This window comes from Rhodopseudomonas sp. P2A-2r (assembly GCF_026015985.1).
Classification (GTDB): Bacteria; Pseudomonadota; Alphaproteobacteria; order Rhizobiales; family Xanthobacteraceae; genus Tardiphaga.
In genome coordinates, this window is the sequence record NZ_CP110389.1 from 2,240,415 (window position 1) to 2,256,054 (window position 15,640).

The 15,640-nt window shown below is 62.4% G+C and carries 13 protein-coding genes and 2 pseudogenes; 9 read left to right on the forward strand and 6 right to left on the reverse strand.

Annotation, left to right across the window (positions count from 1 at the left end; translation table 11 throughout):
- Positions 1–56 precede the first annotated feature (56 nt).
- From ONR75_RS10470 to ONR75_RS10490, 5 genes are all read left to right on the forward strand, one after another.
- Positions 57–2,756, forward strand: a complete 2,700-nt coding sequence (locus ONR75_RS10470) for a chemotaxis protein CheW (RefSeq protein ID WP_265082524.1) — start codon at positions 57–59, stop codon at positions 2,754–2,756.
- A 10-nt stretch (positions 2,757–2,766) separates the two neighbouring features.
- Complete coding sequence (locus ONR75_RS10475) at positions 2,767–3,237, forward strand: chemotaxis protein CheW (RefSeq protein WP_265082525.1); 471 nt, start codon at positions 2,767–2,769, stop codon at positions 3,235–3,237.
- A 71-nt stretch (positions 3,238–3,308) separates the two neighbouring features.
- The gene (locus ONR75_RS10480) at positions 3,309–3,674 is read left to right on the forward strand and encodes a response regulator (protein WP_265082526.1); all 366 of its coding nucleotides are present in this window, start codon (positions 3,309–3,311) and stop codon (positions 3,672–3,674) included.
- Between the two features lie 83 nt (positions 3,675–3,757).
- Positions 3,758–4,933, forward strand: a complete 1,176-nt coding sequence (locus ONR75_RS10485; protein ID WP_265082527.1) for a protein-glutamate methylesterase/protein-glutamine glutaminase — start codon at positions 3,758–3,760, stop codon at positions 4,931–4,933.
- The gene (locus ONR75_RS10490; protein WP_265082528.1) at positions 4,930–5,805 is read left to right on the forward strand and encodes a CheR family methyltransferase; all 876 of its coding nucleotides are present in this window, start codon (positions 4,930–4,932) and stop codon (positions 5,803–5,805) included. The genes ONR75_RS10485 and ONR75_RS10490 overlap by 4 nt, the downstream gene beginning before the upstream one ends.
- Positions 5,806–5,921: 116 nt before the next feature.
- Here ONR75_RS10490 and ONR75_RS10495 read toward each other — a convergent pair whose 3' ends face one another.
- The 4 genes from ONR75_RS10495 to ctrA form a co-directional block, all read right to left on the reverse strand.
- Positions 5,922–7,073, reverse strand: coding sequence for a glutathionylspermidine synthase family protein (locus ONR75_RS10495; RefSeq protein ID WP_265082529.1), 1,152 nt, complete (start codon positions 7,071–7,073; stop codon positions 5,922–5,924).
- 2 nt (positions 7,074–7,075) lie between these two features.
- Positions 7,076–7,471: a hypothetical protein gene (locus tag ONR75_RS10500; RefSeq protein ID WP_265082530.1), complete on the reverse strand. Its 396-nt coding sequence runs from the start codon at positions 7,469–7,471 to the stop codon at positions 7,076–7,078.
- The gene (locus tag ONR75_RS10505; RefSeq protein ID WP_265082531.1) at positions 7,468–7,878 is read right to left on the reverse strand and encodes a DUF350 domain-containing protein; all 411 of its coding nucleotides are present in this window, start codon (positions 7,876–7,878) and stop codon (positions 7,468–7,470) included. The genes ONR75_RS10500 and ONR75_RS10505 overlap by 4 nt, the downstream gene beginning before the upstream one ends.
- Positions 7,879–8,029: 151 nt before the next feature.
- Entirely contained in the window at positions 8,030–8,731 is a 702-nt protein-coding gene (gene ctrA, locus ONR75_RS10510; protein ID WP_265082532.1) for a response regulator transcription factor CtrA, read from the reverse strand.
- A gap of 366 nt (positions 8,732–9,097) precedes the next feature.
- Between ctrA and fliI the strand changes: the two genes are divergently transcribed.
- From fliI to ONR75_RS10530, 4 genes and pseudogenes are all read left to right on the forward strand, one after another.
- Positions 9,098–10,423 (forward strand): flagellar protein export ATPase FliI, encoded by a 1,326-nt coding sequence (gene fliI, locus ONR75_RS10515; protein WP_265082533.1) that lies wholly within the window; start codon positions 9,098–9,100, stop codon positions 10,421–10,423.
- A gap of 109 nt (positions 10,424–10,532) precedes the next feature.
- Positions 10,533–10,949, forward strand: coding sequence for a flagellar export protein FliJ (fliJ, locus tag ONR75_RS10520; protein ID WP_265082534.1), 417 nt, complete (start codon positions 10,533–10,535; stop codon positions 10,947–10,949).
- A gap of 188 nt (positions 10,950–11,137) precedes the next feature.
- A pseudogene (locus tag ONR75_RS10525) lies at positions 11,138–11,685 on the forward strand (sigma-70 family RNA polymerase sigma factor).
- Positions 11,685–12,575 (forward strand): anti-sigma factor domain-containing protein, encoded by an 891-nt coding sequence (locus ONR75_RS10530; protein WP_265083615.1) that lies wholly within the window; start codon positions 11,685–11,687, stop codon positions 12,573–12,575. The pseudogene ONR75_RS10525 and the gene ONR75_RS10530 overlap by 1 nt, the downstream one beginning before the upstream one ends.
- 224 nt (positions 12,576–12,799) lie before the next feature.
- Here ONR75_RS10530 and ONR75_RS10535 read toward each other — a convergent pair whose 3' ends face one another.
- Entirely contained in the window at positions 12,800–13,000 is a 201-nt protein-coding gene (locus ONR75_RS10535) for a hypothetical protein (RefSeq protein ID WP_265082535.1), read from the reverse strand.
- A gap of 312 nt (positions 13,001–13,312) precedes the next feature.
- Positions 13,313–15,542: pseudogene (gene flhA, locus ONR75_RS10540) on the reverse strand (flagellar biosynthesis protein FlhA).
- Positions 15,543–15,640 lie beyond the last annotated feature (98 nt).

Sequence of the window (15,640 nt, forward strand, 5' to 3'; positions counted from 1 at the left end):
CCCCACTCCGAAAGGCGTAACGAAGTCGTACGTCCGCGAGTCCGAAGGCCAATTTCATGGATGATCTTCTGCGCGAATTTTTGACGGAAACCAACGAAAGTCTGGATACCGTCGACAATCAATTGGTCCGATTTGAGCAGGACCCGAACAACGCGAAAATATTGGATAATATTTTCAGGCTGGTTCACACCATCAAGGGGACCTGCGGGTTCCTCGGTCTGCCGCGCCTCGAAGCCTTGGCGCATGCCGCCGAGACGCTGATGGGCAAATTCCGCGACGGAATGCCGGTGACCGGCGAGGCGGTGACGCTGATCCTCACCACCATCGACCGCATCAAGGAAATTCTCGGTCAGCTCGAAGCCACTGAGGCCGAGCCCGAGGGTGTCGATCAGGACCTGATCGACGAACTTCATCATATGGTCGAGAAGGGCATGGCATCGATGACTGCAGCACCACCGATCGCGCCAGTCGCCGTCGAATCCGCCCCGCTGGTGGTACCGACCCTGGAACGAGAATTGCGCCCCGGCGAAGTATCGCTGGATGAACTTGAGCGCGCCTTCCAGGAAACGGCGATTGAAGTGGCTCCGCCGATCGCTCCCGTCGAACAGGCCGCGCCCGTCGAGGCCCCCAAGGAAGCGCCGAAGCCCGCAGCCAAGCCTGTCGTCAAGAAGAGCGTGGTCGAGCTCGATCATCCCGCGGAAAGCGACAAGGTTGCCAACCAGTCGATCCGCGTCAACGTCGATACGCTCGAACACCTGATGACCATGGTGTCCGAGCTGGTGCTGACCCGCAACCAGCTGCTGGAAATCAGCCGTCGTCACGAGGACACTGAATTCAAGGTGCCGCTGCAGCGGCTGTCGACCGTCACCGCCGAACTCCAGGACGGCGTGATGAAGACGCGCATGCAGCCGATCGGCAACGCATGGCAGAAGCTGCCGCGCATCGTGCGCGATCTGGCCGGCGAACTCGGCAAGCAGATCGAACTCGAAATGCACGGCGCCGATACCGAGCTCGATCGCCAGGTGCTCGACCTGATCAAGGATCCGTTGACGCACATGGTGCGCAACTCCGCCGATCACGGCCTCGAAACCCCGGCCGAGCGCCTCAAGGCCGACAAGCCTGAGCAGGGTACCATTCGTCTGTCCGCCTATCACGAAGGCGGTCACATCATCATCTGCATCGCCGACAACGGCCGCGGTCTCGATACCGATCGCATCAAGGCCAAGGCGATCTCGAACGGTCTCGCCTCCGAGGCAGACATCGAGAAGATGTCGGAATCGCAGATCCACAAATTCATCTTCGCACCGGGCTTCTCCACCGCTGCGGCGATCACCAGCGTCTCCGGACGCGGTGTCGGCATGGATGTGGTTCGGACCAATATCGACCAGATCGGCGGCACCATCGACATCAAGTCGGTGGCCGGCGAGGGCTCCAGCGTCACCATCAAGATCCCGCTGACGCTGGCCATCGTCTCGGCGCTGATCGTCGAAGCCGGCGGCGACCGCTTCGCCATTCCGCAGCTTGCGGTGGTCGAACTGGTGCGTGCACGAGCCAATTCCGAGCATCGCATCGAGCGCATCAAGGACACTCCGGTGCTCCGCCTGCGCAACAAGTTGCTGCCGCTGATGCATCTGAAGAAGCTGCTCGGCATCGATGACGGCACCAATTCGGATCCCGAAAACGGCTTCATCGTGGTGACGCAGGTCGGCAACCAGACCTTCGGCATCGTCGTCGACGGCGTGTTCCACACCGAGGAAATCGTCGTCAAGCCGATGTCGACCAAGTTGCGGCATATCGGCATGTTCTCCGGCAACACCATCCTCGGCGACGGCGCGGTGATCATGATCATCGATCCCAATGGCATCGCTCAGGAACTGGGCGCGGCGGGTTCGGCGGTGACCGAGATCTCCAACGAGAACGCCTCCAAGCATCCCAACGCGTCCGAGCAGCTGACCTCGCTGCTGGTCTTCCGTGCGGGATCGTCGCAGCCGAAGTCGGTGCCGCTGGCACTCGTCACGCGCCTCGAGGAAATTGCCGCCGACAAGATCGAAACGTCGAACGGCCGCTACATGGTGCAGTACCGCGATCAGCTGATGCCGCTGGTGCAGATGGACGGCGTCGTCATCAACACGGTCGGCACGCAGCCGATCCTGGTGTTCGCCGACGAGCAGCGCTCGATGGGTCTGGTGGTCGACGAGATCATCGACATCGTCGAGGAACGCCTCAACATCGAGGTGGCGGGCGCGCAGCCCGGCATTCTCGGTTCCGCCGTCATCAAGGGGCAGGCGACAGAGGTGATCGACGTCGGCCACTTCCTGCCGATGGCCTTCGCCGACTGGTTCACGCGCAAGGAAATGAAGGACTTCGCCACCACGCAGTCGATCCTGCTGGTCGATGACTCCGCATTCTTCCGCAACATGCTGGCGCCGGTCCTCAAGGCGGCGGGCTACAAGGTTCGTGTCGCGATCAACGCTCAGGAAGGCCTCGTCGTGCTGCGCTCCGGCCAGGAATTCGATGCCATCCTGACCGACATCGAAATGCCCGACATGAACGGCTTCGAGTTTGCCGAAGCTATTCGCGCGGACCAGAAGATGGCCAGCACGCCGATCATCGCGCTGTCCTCCATGATCTCGCCCGCGGCGATCGAGCGCGGCCGTCAGGCCGGCCTCAACGACTACGTCGCGAAGTTCGACCGGCCGGGCCTGATTGCCTCGCTGAAGGAACAGACCAACCAAACCACCAGCCAGGCGGCGTGAGGACATGACGATGACCAGCAAGACGACCACTGCCGACGGCGCCGTCACCGAATACGTCACGACCATGATCGGCGGCCAGCTGTTCGGCATGCCGATCTCCCGGGTGCAGGACGTGTTCATGCCTGAGCGTCTGACTCGCGTGCCGCTCGCTTCTAGCGACGTTGCCGGTGTGCTCAACCTGCGCGGCCGGATCGTCACGGCGATCGATATGCGCTCGCGCCTCGGTCTGCCGAAGAACGAGGACGGCAAGCCGCCGATGGCGGTTGGTGTCGATCTGCGCGGCGAATCCTACGGCCTGCTGATCGACTCGATCGGAGAAGTCCTCAAGCTCGCCGACGACAGCCGTGAAGTGAACCCGGTCAATCTCGACCCGCGCATGGCCAAAATGGCCGATGGCGTGCATCGGCTGGACGGCCAGTTGATGGTGGTGCTGGACGTCGATCGCATTCTTGAAATCGCTCCCGACAAACTCGCCGCGTAACGTCGGCAGCAGCCAAATCCGGCCCGCGACGGAAATCTTCCATCCGGGATCTGACAGCAGCAGAGGCTAAAATGAAGACATGTCTGGTCGTCGATGACTCCAGCGTCATCCGTAAAGTAGCACGGCGCATCCTTGAAGGTCTGGACTTCGAGATCATCGAAGCCGAAGACGGCGAGAAGGCGCTCGAGGTCTGCAAGCAGGGGCTTCCCGACGCAGTCCTGCTCGACTGGAACATGCCGGTGATGGACGGTTACGAATTCCTGCGGAACCTGCGTCGCATGCCGGGCGGCGATGTCCCCAAGGTCGTGTTCTGCACCACCGAGAACGACGTTGCCCATATTGCGCGCGCGCTGCACGCCGGCGCCAACGAATACATCATGAAGCCCTTCGACAAGGAAATCGTTTCGGCGAAATTCCACGAAGTCGGGCTGATTTGACGGCGGCGGCAGGACGGTCTCCTGCCTCCACCCGCAGAATTTGATTTATAGCGTTTTGTTGCGTCCGTTGTGTTCGGTGAGTGATGAGTATTGATGTGATCAATCCCTCTGTTTCGGATTCGACGCGGTATGAGCCGCTTCGGATCATGGTGGTTGATGACTCAGTCGTCATTCGCGGCCTGATTTCGCGCTGGATCGAGGCCGAGCCCGACATGACCGTGGCGGCCTCGCTGCGCACGGGACTCGATGCGGTCAACCAGCTTGAGCGCGTCAATCCCGACGTCGCCGTGCTCGACATCGAAATGCCGGAGCTTGACGGCATCCAGGCGTTGCCGCAGTTGCTCGCCAAGAAGCGCAATCTGATTGTCATCATGGCGTCGACGCTGACCCGGCGCAACGCCGAGATCAGCTTCAAGGCGCTCTCGCTGGGCGCCGCCGACTACATTCCGAAACCCGAGAGCACCCGCGAGGCGTCCGCCGCCGATAACTTCCGGCACGACCTGCTGCAGAAGATCCGCAGCCTCGGCGCCAAGGTCCGCCGGCTGCATTCCGCCACAACGCCACCGCTGGCACCGGCCATCGGCCGCCCCCGCGATCCGGCGCCGGCGCCGGTACGTGCGCCGGTATCGGTCGCCAGTCAGGCCGCGCTGCTGAAGCGCGCTTTCAGCGCGATCGCGCCGCGCGTGTTGCTGATCGGATCCTCCACCGGCGGACCGCAGGCGTTGATGACCGTGGTCGCCGAAATCGGCGCGGTGATCGATCGCGTGCCGGTGTTGATCACCCAGCATATGCCGCCGACCTTCACGACCATTCTCGCAGAGCATCTCTCGCGCGCCAGCCACAGACCGGCCCGCGAAGGCATTGACGGCGAAATCGTCAAGGCCGGCCAGATCTACCTGGCGCCGGGCGGCAAGCACATGCGTGTGGCCAAGCAGGGCGCCAATATCGTGATCGCGCTCGATGACGGCCCGCCCGTGAATTTCTGCAAGCCCGCGGTCGATCCGCTTTTCAATTCCGCAATCGATGTCTGGCAGGGCGCCATCATGGCGGTCATCCTGACCGGCATGGGTTCAGACGGCATGCGTGGCGGCAAGGATATCGTCGCCGCCGGCGGCAACGTCATCGCACAGGACGAAGCCACCAGCGTGGTGTGGGGCATGCCCGGCGCCGCCGCCAATGCCGGAATTTGCTCTGCCATCCTGCCACTCAATCAGATCGCACCGAAACTGGTTCGGCTGTTTTCGGGAGATCGCTCGTGACGCCAGTTGATTATGAGTTTCTGCGCAAGTTCCTCAAGGAGCGTTCCGGCCTCGATCTGTCTGCGGACAAGCAGTACCTCGTGGAGAGCCGGCTGGTTCCGCTGGCGCGCAAGGCTGGTCTCGCCGGAATCGACGAACTGGTGCAGCAGATCAAGAACGGCTCTGCGGCCCTCGCGTCCGACGTGGTCGAGGCGATGACCACCAACGAGACATTCTTCTTTCGCGACAAGGTTCCTTTCGATCATCTGCGCGAGATGATCATTCCGGAATTGCTGCAGGCCCGCGCCAGCAAGCGCAGCCTGCGGATCTGGTGTGCGGCGGCGTCCACCGGTCAGGAACCCTATTCGATCGCCATGTGCCTGAAGGAAATGGGCGCAGCCCTCGCCGGCTGGCGGATCGAGATCATTGGCACCGACATCTCGCAGCAGGTGCTGGAAAAATCCAAGTCCGGCATCTACAGCCAGTTCGAGGTCCAGCGCGGGCTGCCGATCCAGCTGCTGGTGAAATACTTCAAGCAGTCCGGCGAGATGTGGCAGATCAATCCGGACATCCGCTCGATGATCCAGTATCGGCCGCTCAATCTGCTGCAGGACTTCTCCAGCATGGGCAAGTTCGACCTGATCTTCTGCCGCAACGTGTTGATCTATTTCGATCAGGAGATGAAGACGTCGATCTTCAACCGGCTGGCCAAGACCATGGAACCCGACGGCTTCCTGGCGCTCGGCGCCGCAGAGACGGTCGTCGGCCTGACCGACGCGTTCAAGCCGCATCCCGACCGTCGCGGCATCTACCGGCCCAACACGGTTCGCGCCGCCCCCTCGATCGTGCCGGCCATGGCCTCCGCGGGATTGAAGACGTTCGCCGCGCGCTGAGGCCGGGATACGCGTCCGCAGATCCCGCACAGCCATTTCCAGCCACGCTTATTGCGTGGCTGAGGGTGCACGCCGGTCGGCGAGGCCGGATTTGTCAGGCTCGCAATGACCGCGTCCTACAGAATCGCGTGTGGCACGAAGCGAGACATGTTGCCGGTGATCGGCGTGTCATCCTCGCGGATCGACAGCCCGCACGGCGTGCCGTCGACCATCCAGCTGCCGAGCACTGGATACTGTCCCGAAAAATTCGGTAGGGTTGCCAGCGCCTGGCACACGAATCCTTCCGCACCATATGGTCCGGGTTTTTCATGGATCGCGTTGCCGCCGACCAGCGTGATATTGGCGCCCTCGCGCGAGTACATCGGCTTTCGCGCATAGGTCGGGCCAAGTTGCGCCGCTGCCGGATCGTCGTCGAAATACGCCGCCAATAGATTCGGGTGGTTCGGAAACATCTCCCATAGCAGCGGCAGGATGCCCTTGTTAGACAGGATCGTCTTCCACGGCGGCTCGATCCAGCGCGTCGATGCACCTTTCAGTCGCGCACCGAAGGTTTCGCGGAACAACCACTCCCAGGGATACAGTTTGAACGCCAGCTCGATGAGGGAGTCGTCGAGATCGACAAAGGCGCCATCATTGCGCAGTCCGATCTCGGCAATGTCGAGCAGCACCGGATCGAGTCCGGCCTGCTTTGCCGTGTCGGCCAGATAATGCAACGTGCCGCGGTCCTCTGCGCCGCTCATTGTGGCGGCGAAATGCACGCGACCGCTACCTGTCCGGCGCCATGCGTCGATCAAAGATTCATGCAGCGTGTTGAACTGGTCGGCGCGCCTGGGAATGATCTGGCGGTCAATCGCCTGTTCGAGCCAGGTCCACTGAAACACCGCGGCCTCGAACAGCGATGTCGGTGTGTCCGCATTGTACTCCAGAAGCTTTGCCGGACCCTTGCCGTCAAAGCACAGATCGAACCGGCCATACAGGCTTCTGTCGCCGCGCTGCCAGCTTGCGGCGATGTAGCTCCAGTACGCCCTTGGGATTTTCAGCTGATGCAGGAGGCGGTCGTCGTTTACGACACGGCCGACCAGTTCGCGGCACATGGCGTGGAGTTCGGCGGTGGGTGCCTCGATCTGCCGCTCGATCTCGTCGAGGGTGAAGGCGTAGTAGGCGCGCTCGTCCCAGTAGCGCTGGCCGTCGTCGCTGTGAAACGCAAAACCGGTGGCGGCCGCGGTGGCCTCCCAGTCATCGCGCTCGGGGCAGGCAATGCGCTGCATGCTCAGCCGCCGCCGGAGAAGTGCGACATGAACGAGCCGAATCCGCCGCGCGACACGTGGCTGGAGTTGCTGTCCGAGCTTGAGCCGGAAGAGGAATGGCTGGAGGAATCCGTGCTGGCAAAATTGCTGCGCGACGACGATCCGCCCGAACCGCCGTGGGCGCCGGACGATGAAGAACCGTGCTGCCGGCAGTCGGCAGGCTGGTCGGCGTGCAGCACAGGCTGGTTCGGGTCGCATTTTTCCCGCGGCATCAGCGCGTAGGCGCCGCCGCCGATCGCCATGGTGCCCATCAGCAGCAGCGCCACATGATTGGAGCGCTTCTTCGCCAGTTGCGGCGGTTCGTCGGGCGGCAACCGCGGCAGGCGCTTGCCGAACTCGTTGCCCGGCTTCGGCGTCATGGATTGTACACCATCGACGCGGCATTGAGCACGCCGGCGGCGAGCGAGGCGAGGCCCAGCCAGATCGCCGGCGCCAGATGGCCGGCGTCGATCCGCTCCGACAGTTTCGGCACCGGAATGCGCACGATGAAATACACCGCCATTTGCACCACCAGCGCGATGACGCTCCAGATCAGGCAGTCCAGCACGTTGGCGGAGTGGATGATGGCGCTGGCCACTGGCAGCACGAAGCCGAGCAGGCTCATGCCGAGTGCCACGGCGGCGGACGGAACGTTGTCACGGATCAGCCGGAATTCGTCATGCGCGGTGACGCGGGTGTAGACGAATAGATACAGCATCACGGCAAAGAGGCCGGTGCAGAAATAGACTAAAAAGGCCGGCAGACCGGCCAGGGATTGCACAACCATTCCGCCCCCGAAGTTCGACTGATGTCGAACGGTATTCGCGCACGTCAGAATGGTCGTAGCAAGCGGGCGCTGGGTTCATCCCAAACAAAAACCCCGCCGTTTCCGGCGGGGTTCAGTCGGGAGGTGAGCCTCGCGGCTCCGACAATCGATCTTAAGCGGGAATGCGGACTTCTTCTTCGTGCGGCTCGCGCAGCACGCAGCCGCGGCCCCAGACGGTTTCGATGAAGTTGCGGCCGTCCGACGCATTCGCCAGCTTCTTGCGCAGCTTGCAGATGAACACGTCGATGATCTTCAGTTCCGGTTCGTCCATGCCGCCGTAGAGATGGTTGAGGAACATTTCCTTGGTGAGGGTGGTTCCCTTGCGGAGCGAGAGCAGCTCCAGCATCTGGTATTCCTTGCCGGTCAGATGCACGCGCTGGCCGCCGACTTCCACCGTCTTGGTATCGAGATTGACCACCAGATCGCCGGTCTGGATCACCGACTGGGCATGGCCCTTGGAGCGGCGCACGATCGCATGAATGCGGGCAACCAGCTCGTCCTTGTGGAAAGGCTTGGTCATGTAGTCGTCGGCGCCGACGCCGAGACCCTTGACCTTGTCCTCGATGCCGGCGAGGCCGGAGAGGATCAGGATCGGTGTCTTGATCTTCGATACCCGCAGCTGCTTGAGGACATCGTAACCGGACATGTCCGGAAGATTCAGATCAAGTAAAATGATATCGTAGTCGTAAAGCTTGCCGAGATCGACGCCCTCCTCTCCGAGATCCGTCGTGTAGACGTTAAAGCTCTCGGATTTGAGCATCAGCTCAATCGACTGCGCGACCGCACTATCATCTTCGATTAACAAAACGCGCATGCCAGTCCCCTTTAGTCGCCGCTCCGGGCGTCAGGTCGGCCGCACTTGCGGCACCAAAAACGCCTTTGAACAACTGATTCGGATCCTGACGACATATGGTTAACAAAACCTGATTCCTTCGCGCAAGTACTAACCGTGCAATTTTTGTCGAATCGCCGTAAGATATTGCGGTAGAGACGTTTTTTGTTCCCGTAGCCGTTCAAGTTCCACATTAGGAGACGGGCCTAACCGACTCCATCGACTCACGCCTTCGTTCTGAAGGGCAAGCGCTCTCAGTCACCAAGACAATGACGTAATGATTAACGATGCGGGTAAACACCAAGTTAAGACCGCGGCAGCAACACGCAGAAACTTAAGGGTTTCGAAATGAAAGCGCTGGCGGAGCAGATCGCCGATCTCGACGGCGTGAACATCTACGGCCGGGTGGTCGGCGTGCGCGGTCTGATGGTGGAGATCGCGGGGCCCATCCACGCCATGTCGGTGGGGGCACGCATTGTCATCGAGACTGGAACCAACCGTTTCATCCCCGCCGAGGTGATCGGCTTTTCCGGCAACAATGCCGTGGTGATGCCGTTCGCCGGTCTTGAAGGCGTCCGCCGTGGTTGCCGCGCGGTGATCGCCAACGCCGCCAGCCAGGTCCGGCCGTCAATCTCCTGGCTCGGCCGGGTGGTCAACGCCATGGCCGAGCCGATCGACGGCAAGGGGCCGCTGCAGCAGGGGCCGGCGCCGATGCCCTACCGCAATTCGCCGCCGCCGGCGCATTCGCGCAAGCGCGTCGGGGAACCGCTCGATCTTGGCGTGAGGTCCCTGAACACCTTCCTGACCTGCTGCCGCGGCCAGCGCATGGGCATTTTCGCCGGCTCCGGCGTCGGCAAGTCGGTGTTGCTGTCGATGCTGGCGCGCAACGTCGATGCCGACGTCTCGGTGATTGGGCTGATCGGCGAGCGCGGCCGCGAGGTGCAGGAGTTCCTGCAGGAGGATCTCGGCGAGGAGGGTCTGGCACGCGCGGTTGTCGTGGTCGCGACCTCCGACGAACCGGCGCTGATGCGGCGGCAGGCGGCCTATCTGACCATGTCGATCTCCGAATACTTCCGGGACGAAGGCAAGGACGTCATGTGCATGATGGACTCCGTGACCCGCTTTGCCATGGCGCAGCGCGAGATCGGCCTGTCCGTCGGCGAGCCGCCGACCGCCAAGGGCTATACGCCGACCGTCTTCACCGAGTTGCCGAAGCTGCTGGAGCGGGCCGGGCCGGGCACCAATGAGGGCTCGATCACCGGTATTTTCACCGTGCTGGTCGATGGCGACGACCACAACGAACCGGTCGCCGACGCCGTGCGCGGCATTCTCGACGGCCATATCGTGATGCAGCGGGCGATCGCTGAACGCGGCCGCTACCCGGCCATCAACATCCTCAAATCGGTATCGCGGACCATGCCGAAATCCTGCGATCCGGTTTATCTGCCGACCATCACGCGGGCGCGCCAGATCATGGCGACCTATGCCGACATGGAGGAACTGATCCGGCTCGGCGCCTACCGCGCTGGTTCCAGCCCGGAGGTCGACGAGGCGATCCGCCTGCACGAGCCGCTCGAGAGCTTCCTGCGCCAGCGCAAGGACGAAGTGGCGGGATTGACCGAGGGATACATGCAACTGGAGAAAATCGTTGGTAGTTTGGAAACGGAACGCTAACTTTGTCCGGTCATCATCCCGCTCAGAGACACAATTCTGCCGGTAGGGTTCTTGCGCACCACCGGTCCCGTCCCGCGTTGAAGTTGGGACTTCTGGGGAGTACGAGTCGATGAAGTCACGTGAAACGCTGATCCGCCTGAAGAAATTCCAGGTCGACGAGAAGCGCCGCAGGGTCAACCAGATTGAAGGCATGATCGCCGATTTCCAGCGCATGTCGGTCGATCTTGAGCGCGAAATTCACACCGAACAGGAGCGCGCCGGGATCAACGATCCCACGCACTTCGCCTATCCCACCTATGCCAAGGCGGCGATCCAGCGCCGCGAGAACCTGACGCGCTCGGCCGACGAGCTGCGCATCCAGCTCGAGGACGCCAAGAGCCTGCTCACCGAAGCTTTCGAGGAACTCAAGAAGGTCGAGTTGCTCGACGAGCGCGACCAGGCCCGCGAACGCGCCGAGGAAAGCGCCCGTGAGCAGGCCGATCTCGACAGCATCGGACTGATGCGCGCGCGCATTGCCGTCGCCTGAAACACCGGTGGACGGCAGCGTCCGCCGTCAAGCCAGATACGCTGAACCCGGGCCGCGAGGTCCGGGTTTGTCGTTTGCCAGATCGCCACATCCGCGGTGACATGGTGCGTCCGATCCATAGTATGGTATGGCCATTGGATGAGGGCGGCGGGATCGTTCGCATCGGGGATTTGAGTTGGGGATATTGAATGCTGACGCCGGCTGAGCTGGTCTGGCTGATCGCTGCGGTTGCCAAGGGGATGAGGTCGCGTTCGAGCGCCTTTATGCGGCGACGCGCGCGAAACTGTTTGGCGTGGTGCTCCGTATCTTGCGCAGACAGGATCTCGCGGAGGAAGTCATCCAAGAGGCCTATGTGAAGATCTGGAACAGTGCGGGACAGTTCAATCCCGGCCTGGCTTCACCGATTACATGGATGGCGTCGATTGCCCGCAACCGGGCCATCGACGTGGTGCGCAAGCGCACTGAAGTATCAATCGAGGAAGAGCCGGCCGCGATGGAAGTGGCCGCCGATACGCCTGATCCTCTGGCGCGTCGCGAAATGACCGAAGAATTGAAGCGCCTGCTGGAGTGTGTGGGACGGCTTGAACCGGACCGGCAGAAGCTTGTGCTGCTCGCTTACTACAATGGCTGGAGCCGCGATCAACTGGCGGCAAAGTTCGAGGCGCCGGTCAATACGATCAAGACCTGGCTGCGTCGCAGCATGATGGACATCCGGGAGTGTCTGGGACTGACATGATGGCCTACAGCGAAGACCATATCGCGCTTGCCGCGGAATATGCGCTCGGCACACTGGATGCCGAAGAGCGTACACAGGTCGAGGCCATGATGTCCGTCGACAAGGACTACGCGGCTCTGGTCGAGGCGTGGGAGCGCAAGCTCGGCGTCTTGAATCAGATGGTCGGGCTGGTCGAGCCGCGTCCCGAGGTCTGGGAGAAGATCCGCGCGGCGATCGGGCTGGCGGGCGCGCAGCAGGCGCTGGTGCTGCCCGATGCGCCGCAGCAGGCGACAGCCGACGTGGTCGACGAAAAGGCATCCGCTGAAAGCGCTGATGCGCTGGCCGCAAACGATGCCAATGTGCTGATATTCGCGCGGCAGGTCAGGCGCTGGCGCAACATCGCCACCGGCATGACCGCGATGGCTGCGGCCCTGGTGACCATGATCGCGGTGCAGGCCTACCGACCTGATTTGTTGCCCCAGGGCCTGCGTCCCAAGGTGACCCAGCAAGTCGCTCAGGTGCAGCCGCCGGCAGCACCCGCGACTGCTGTAGCGCAGGCGCAATACGTCGCCTTGTTGCAGACCGACGCCAGTTCGCCGGCATTCATCCTCACTGTCGATGCTACCACCAAGAGTTTTACCGTCCGCAGGGTCGGCGCCGAGCAGCAGCCGGGCAAAGACTATGAGCTCTGGATCGTGTCCGACAAATTGCCGGCACCGCGCTCGCTCGGCGTGATCGGCAGCAGCGACTTTACGACGGCCGCGGCGCTGGCCGCCTATGATCCGGCGATGGTGAGCCAGGCGACCTACGCTGTCACCGTCGAGCCCGTCGGAGGTTCACCCACCGGGAAGGCTACTGGCCCGATCGTGTTCACCGGCAAGCTGATCGAGACGGTGCCGCCAGCAAAGTAAATGCGTTCAATCGGGATAGGCGAAAGATACATCTCCCGAGAGGAGAGGTGAATAAACCCGAGCGCTCTGCTGTAAGCGAAGTAAACTTCCAAACTGCAGACAAAGAAAAACGCCCGTGGGGGGCGGGCGTTTTTCATGAGGTCTTCACTTTGGGGGAAGTGAAGTGTCCTGCATACTCACGCGGCGGCTTGGGGGCGAACCGCTGCGTGAATTCCTGAAATCATTCAGCGAACCATGTTTGCGTTCGAACTCGTGATGGTGACTGGCTGGCCGGCCTTCACCACGCGCGCGGTCTGGGTATAGCCGTCGCTGCTGTTGACCCGTGCCGAAATGCCGAAGCCTGCAACCGTGATTCCGGCGATCAGAGCAACCACCACGACCTTGAGGTGGGTGGTGCGATCGGCGCTGTAAATCGAATGGTTCATTGGGAGCCTCCTGCCGTCTGACTGCCGTTGCCGATTTGTGTCGGCGCTTCAACGGCTGGTTCAACGTCTCGTGCAGAAAACATGGTGACTCGGCTTTCCGTTCCGAAGGGGAGATCACAAGTAGGTGAAAAGACGTGATCGGTCGCGATGCCTAGCTGAGATGAAAATTAAAAATCAATATTTTCAATTAGATAGCTGCGTTGCCAATCCGCGTCCGCCGAACCCGCCGGACCCGATCTTCATCTAACTGCTTGGCTGTGGCCGATTTGCATCTGTATTTTCCGCGATTTCCCACAACTTGGCCGACGGCGGTTACACGCTCCCGACCGTTTTCAGCCGTGCGCGGGGTGGATTTCGGCCTGCGACAGGACGGTGGTCTGGGCGCGGAAACGTTCCACCAGCGAACGCACGAACGGCCGGATCGCGGCCGAGGTCACCAGCACCGGCGCCTCGCCTTCGCGCGCGGCCTGTTCGAAGCGGTCGCGTACGGTGGTCATGAACTCCGACAGTTTCGACGGCTGCATCGCCAGGCTGCGTTCTTCGCCCTGGCCGATGATGGATTCGGCGAAGGCCTGCTCCCACTTCGCCGACAGCGCGATCAACGGCAGATAGCCGTTGTGCGACGTGTTCTGTGCGCAGATCTGGCGGGCCAGACGGGCGCGGACGTGCTCGACCACGGTCGACGGATTGCGCGAGAACGCCAGCGCGTCGGCGACGCCTTCGAGAATGGTCGAGAGATCGCGGATCGAGATCCGTTCGGTGAGCAGCAGCTGCAGCACGCGCTGGATGCCCGACACGGTGATCATGCTCGGCACGATGTCCTTGACCAGTTCGCCCTGTTCCTTCGGCAGATCCTTCAGCAGCTTCTGTACTTCGCCGTAGGACAGCAGGTCCGACATGTTGCCCTTCAGGAGCTCGGTCAGATGCGTCGACAGCACGGTGGCGGCATCGACCACGGTGTAGCCCTTCAGCGATGCTTCTTCCTTCAGGCCGGCATCGACCCAGGTGGCGGGCAGGCCGAAGGTCGGCTCGGTGGTGTGGATGCCGGGCACGTTGACCTGGTTGCCGCCGGGATCCATGACCATGAACTGGTTGGGCCAGATCCGGCCGGTGCCGGCGTCCACTTCCTTGATCTTGATGATGTAGGTGTTGGCCTCGAGTTGCACGTTGTCGAGAATACGGACCGACGGCATCACGAAGCCCATTTCGACGGCGAGCGAACGGCGCAGCGCCTTGATCTGCTCGGTCAGGCGGTCGTTGCCGTCCGGCCCGTTGACCAGCGGCAGCAGCGCGTAGCCGAGTTCGATCTTGAGGTCGTCGATCTTGAGCGCGGCGGAGATCGGCTCGTCGGCGGCGGCGCTGGCGGCGGCCGCGGCGGCTGGCGCAGCGGCGGCCGTGTCCTCGGCCGCCTTGGTGACCTTGTTGTGGCGACCGGCCTTGACAGCGAGCCAGCCGGCGCCGCCGCCCAGCACCAGGAACGGCAGCATCGGGATGCCCGGCAGCATCGCCAGCATCAGCATGACGCCGGACGACATGCCGAGCGCCTGCGGATAGAACGACAGCTGCTTCATCAGCGCCTTGTCAGCGGCGCCGGAAATGCCGGCCTTCGACACCAGCAGGCCGGCCGCGGTGGAGACGATCAGCGCCGGGATCTGGGTGACCAGACCGTCGCCGACGGTCAGCAGGGTGTAGGTGCGTGCCGCCTCGCCGAACGACAGGCCCTGCTGGGCCACGCCGATGATGATGCCGCCGATGATGTTGATGAACACGACGAGCAGGCCGGCGATGGCGTCGCCGCGCACGAACTTGCTGGCGCCGTCCATGGCGCCGAAGAAGCCGCTTTCGTCCTCGAGGTCCTTGCGGCGCTTCTTGGCGGTGGCTTCGTCGATCAGGCCGGCGGACAGGTCGGCGTCGATGGCCATCTGCTTGCCGGGCATGGCATCGAGGGTGAAGCGGGCCGCGACTTCGGCGATACGGCCCGAACCCTTGGTGATGACCACGAAGTTCACGATCACGAGGATGGCGAACACGATGATGCCGATGACGAAGTTGCCACCCATCACGAAATTGCCGAACGCCTCGATGACGTGGCCGGCGGCGGCGGTGCCCTCGTGGCCATGCGACAGGATCAGCCGGGTCGACGCCATGTTCAGCGACAGCCGCATCATGGTCGAGATCAGCAGCACGGTGGGGAACGACGAGAATTCCAGCGGCGTCTGGATGAACAGCGCGGTCATCAGGATCAGGATCGACATGGTAATCGAGATGGCCAGAAACAGATCCAGCACCATCGACGGCAGCGGCATGATCAGCACGACCAGGATGGTCAGGACGCCGAATGCCAGTGCCAGATCGCCGCGCAGCACCATCGTGCGCAGATCGGTGAAGGTGAAGCCCGCCTTTTGCGCTCCCAGACCCGAGCCTGCTACCACATCCGTCATCACTGCTGCTTCCCCCGCGAATGCCGCTCGCGGGCGCTGAACGTCTGCGCGGTGGCCGAAGGTCCACCGGTCTGAAAGTGAGGCACCGCACTGGCATCCACGGGCACATCCCCGATCGGCTGACGACACGCGACTCCACTCGGCAATTTTTGCCGTGTTTATGGTTATCAAATGGTTAACAAACGGGGGCGCGGGGCGC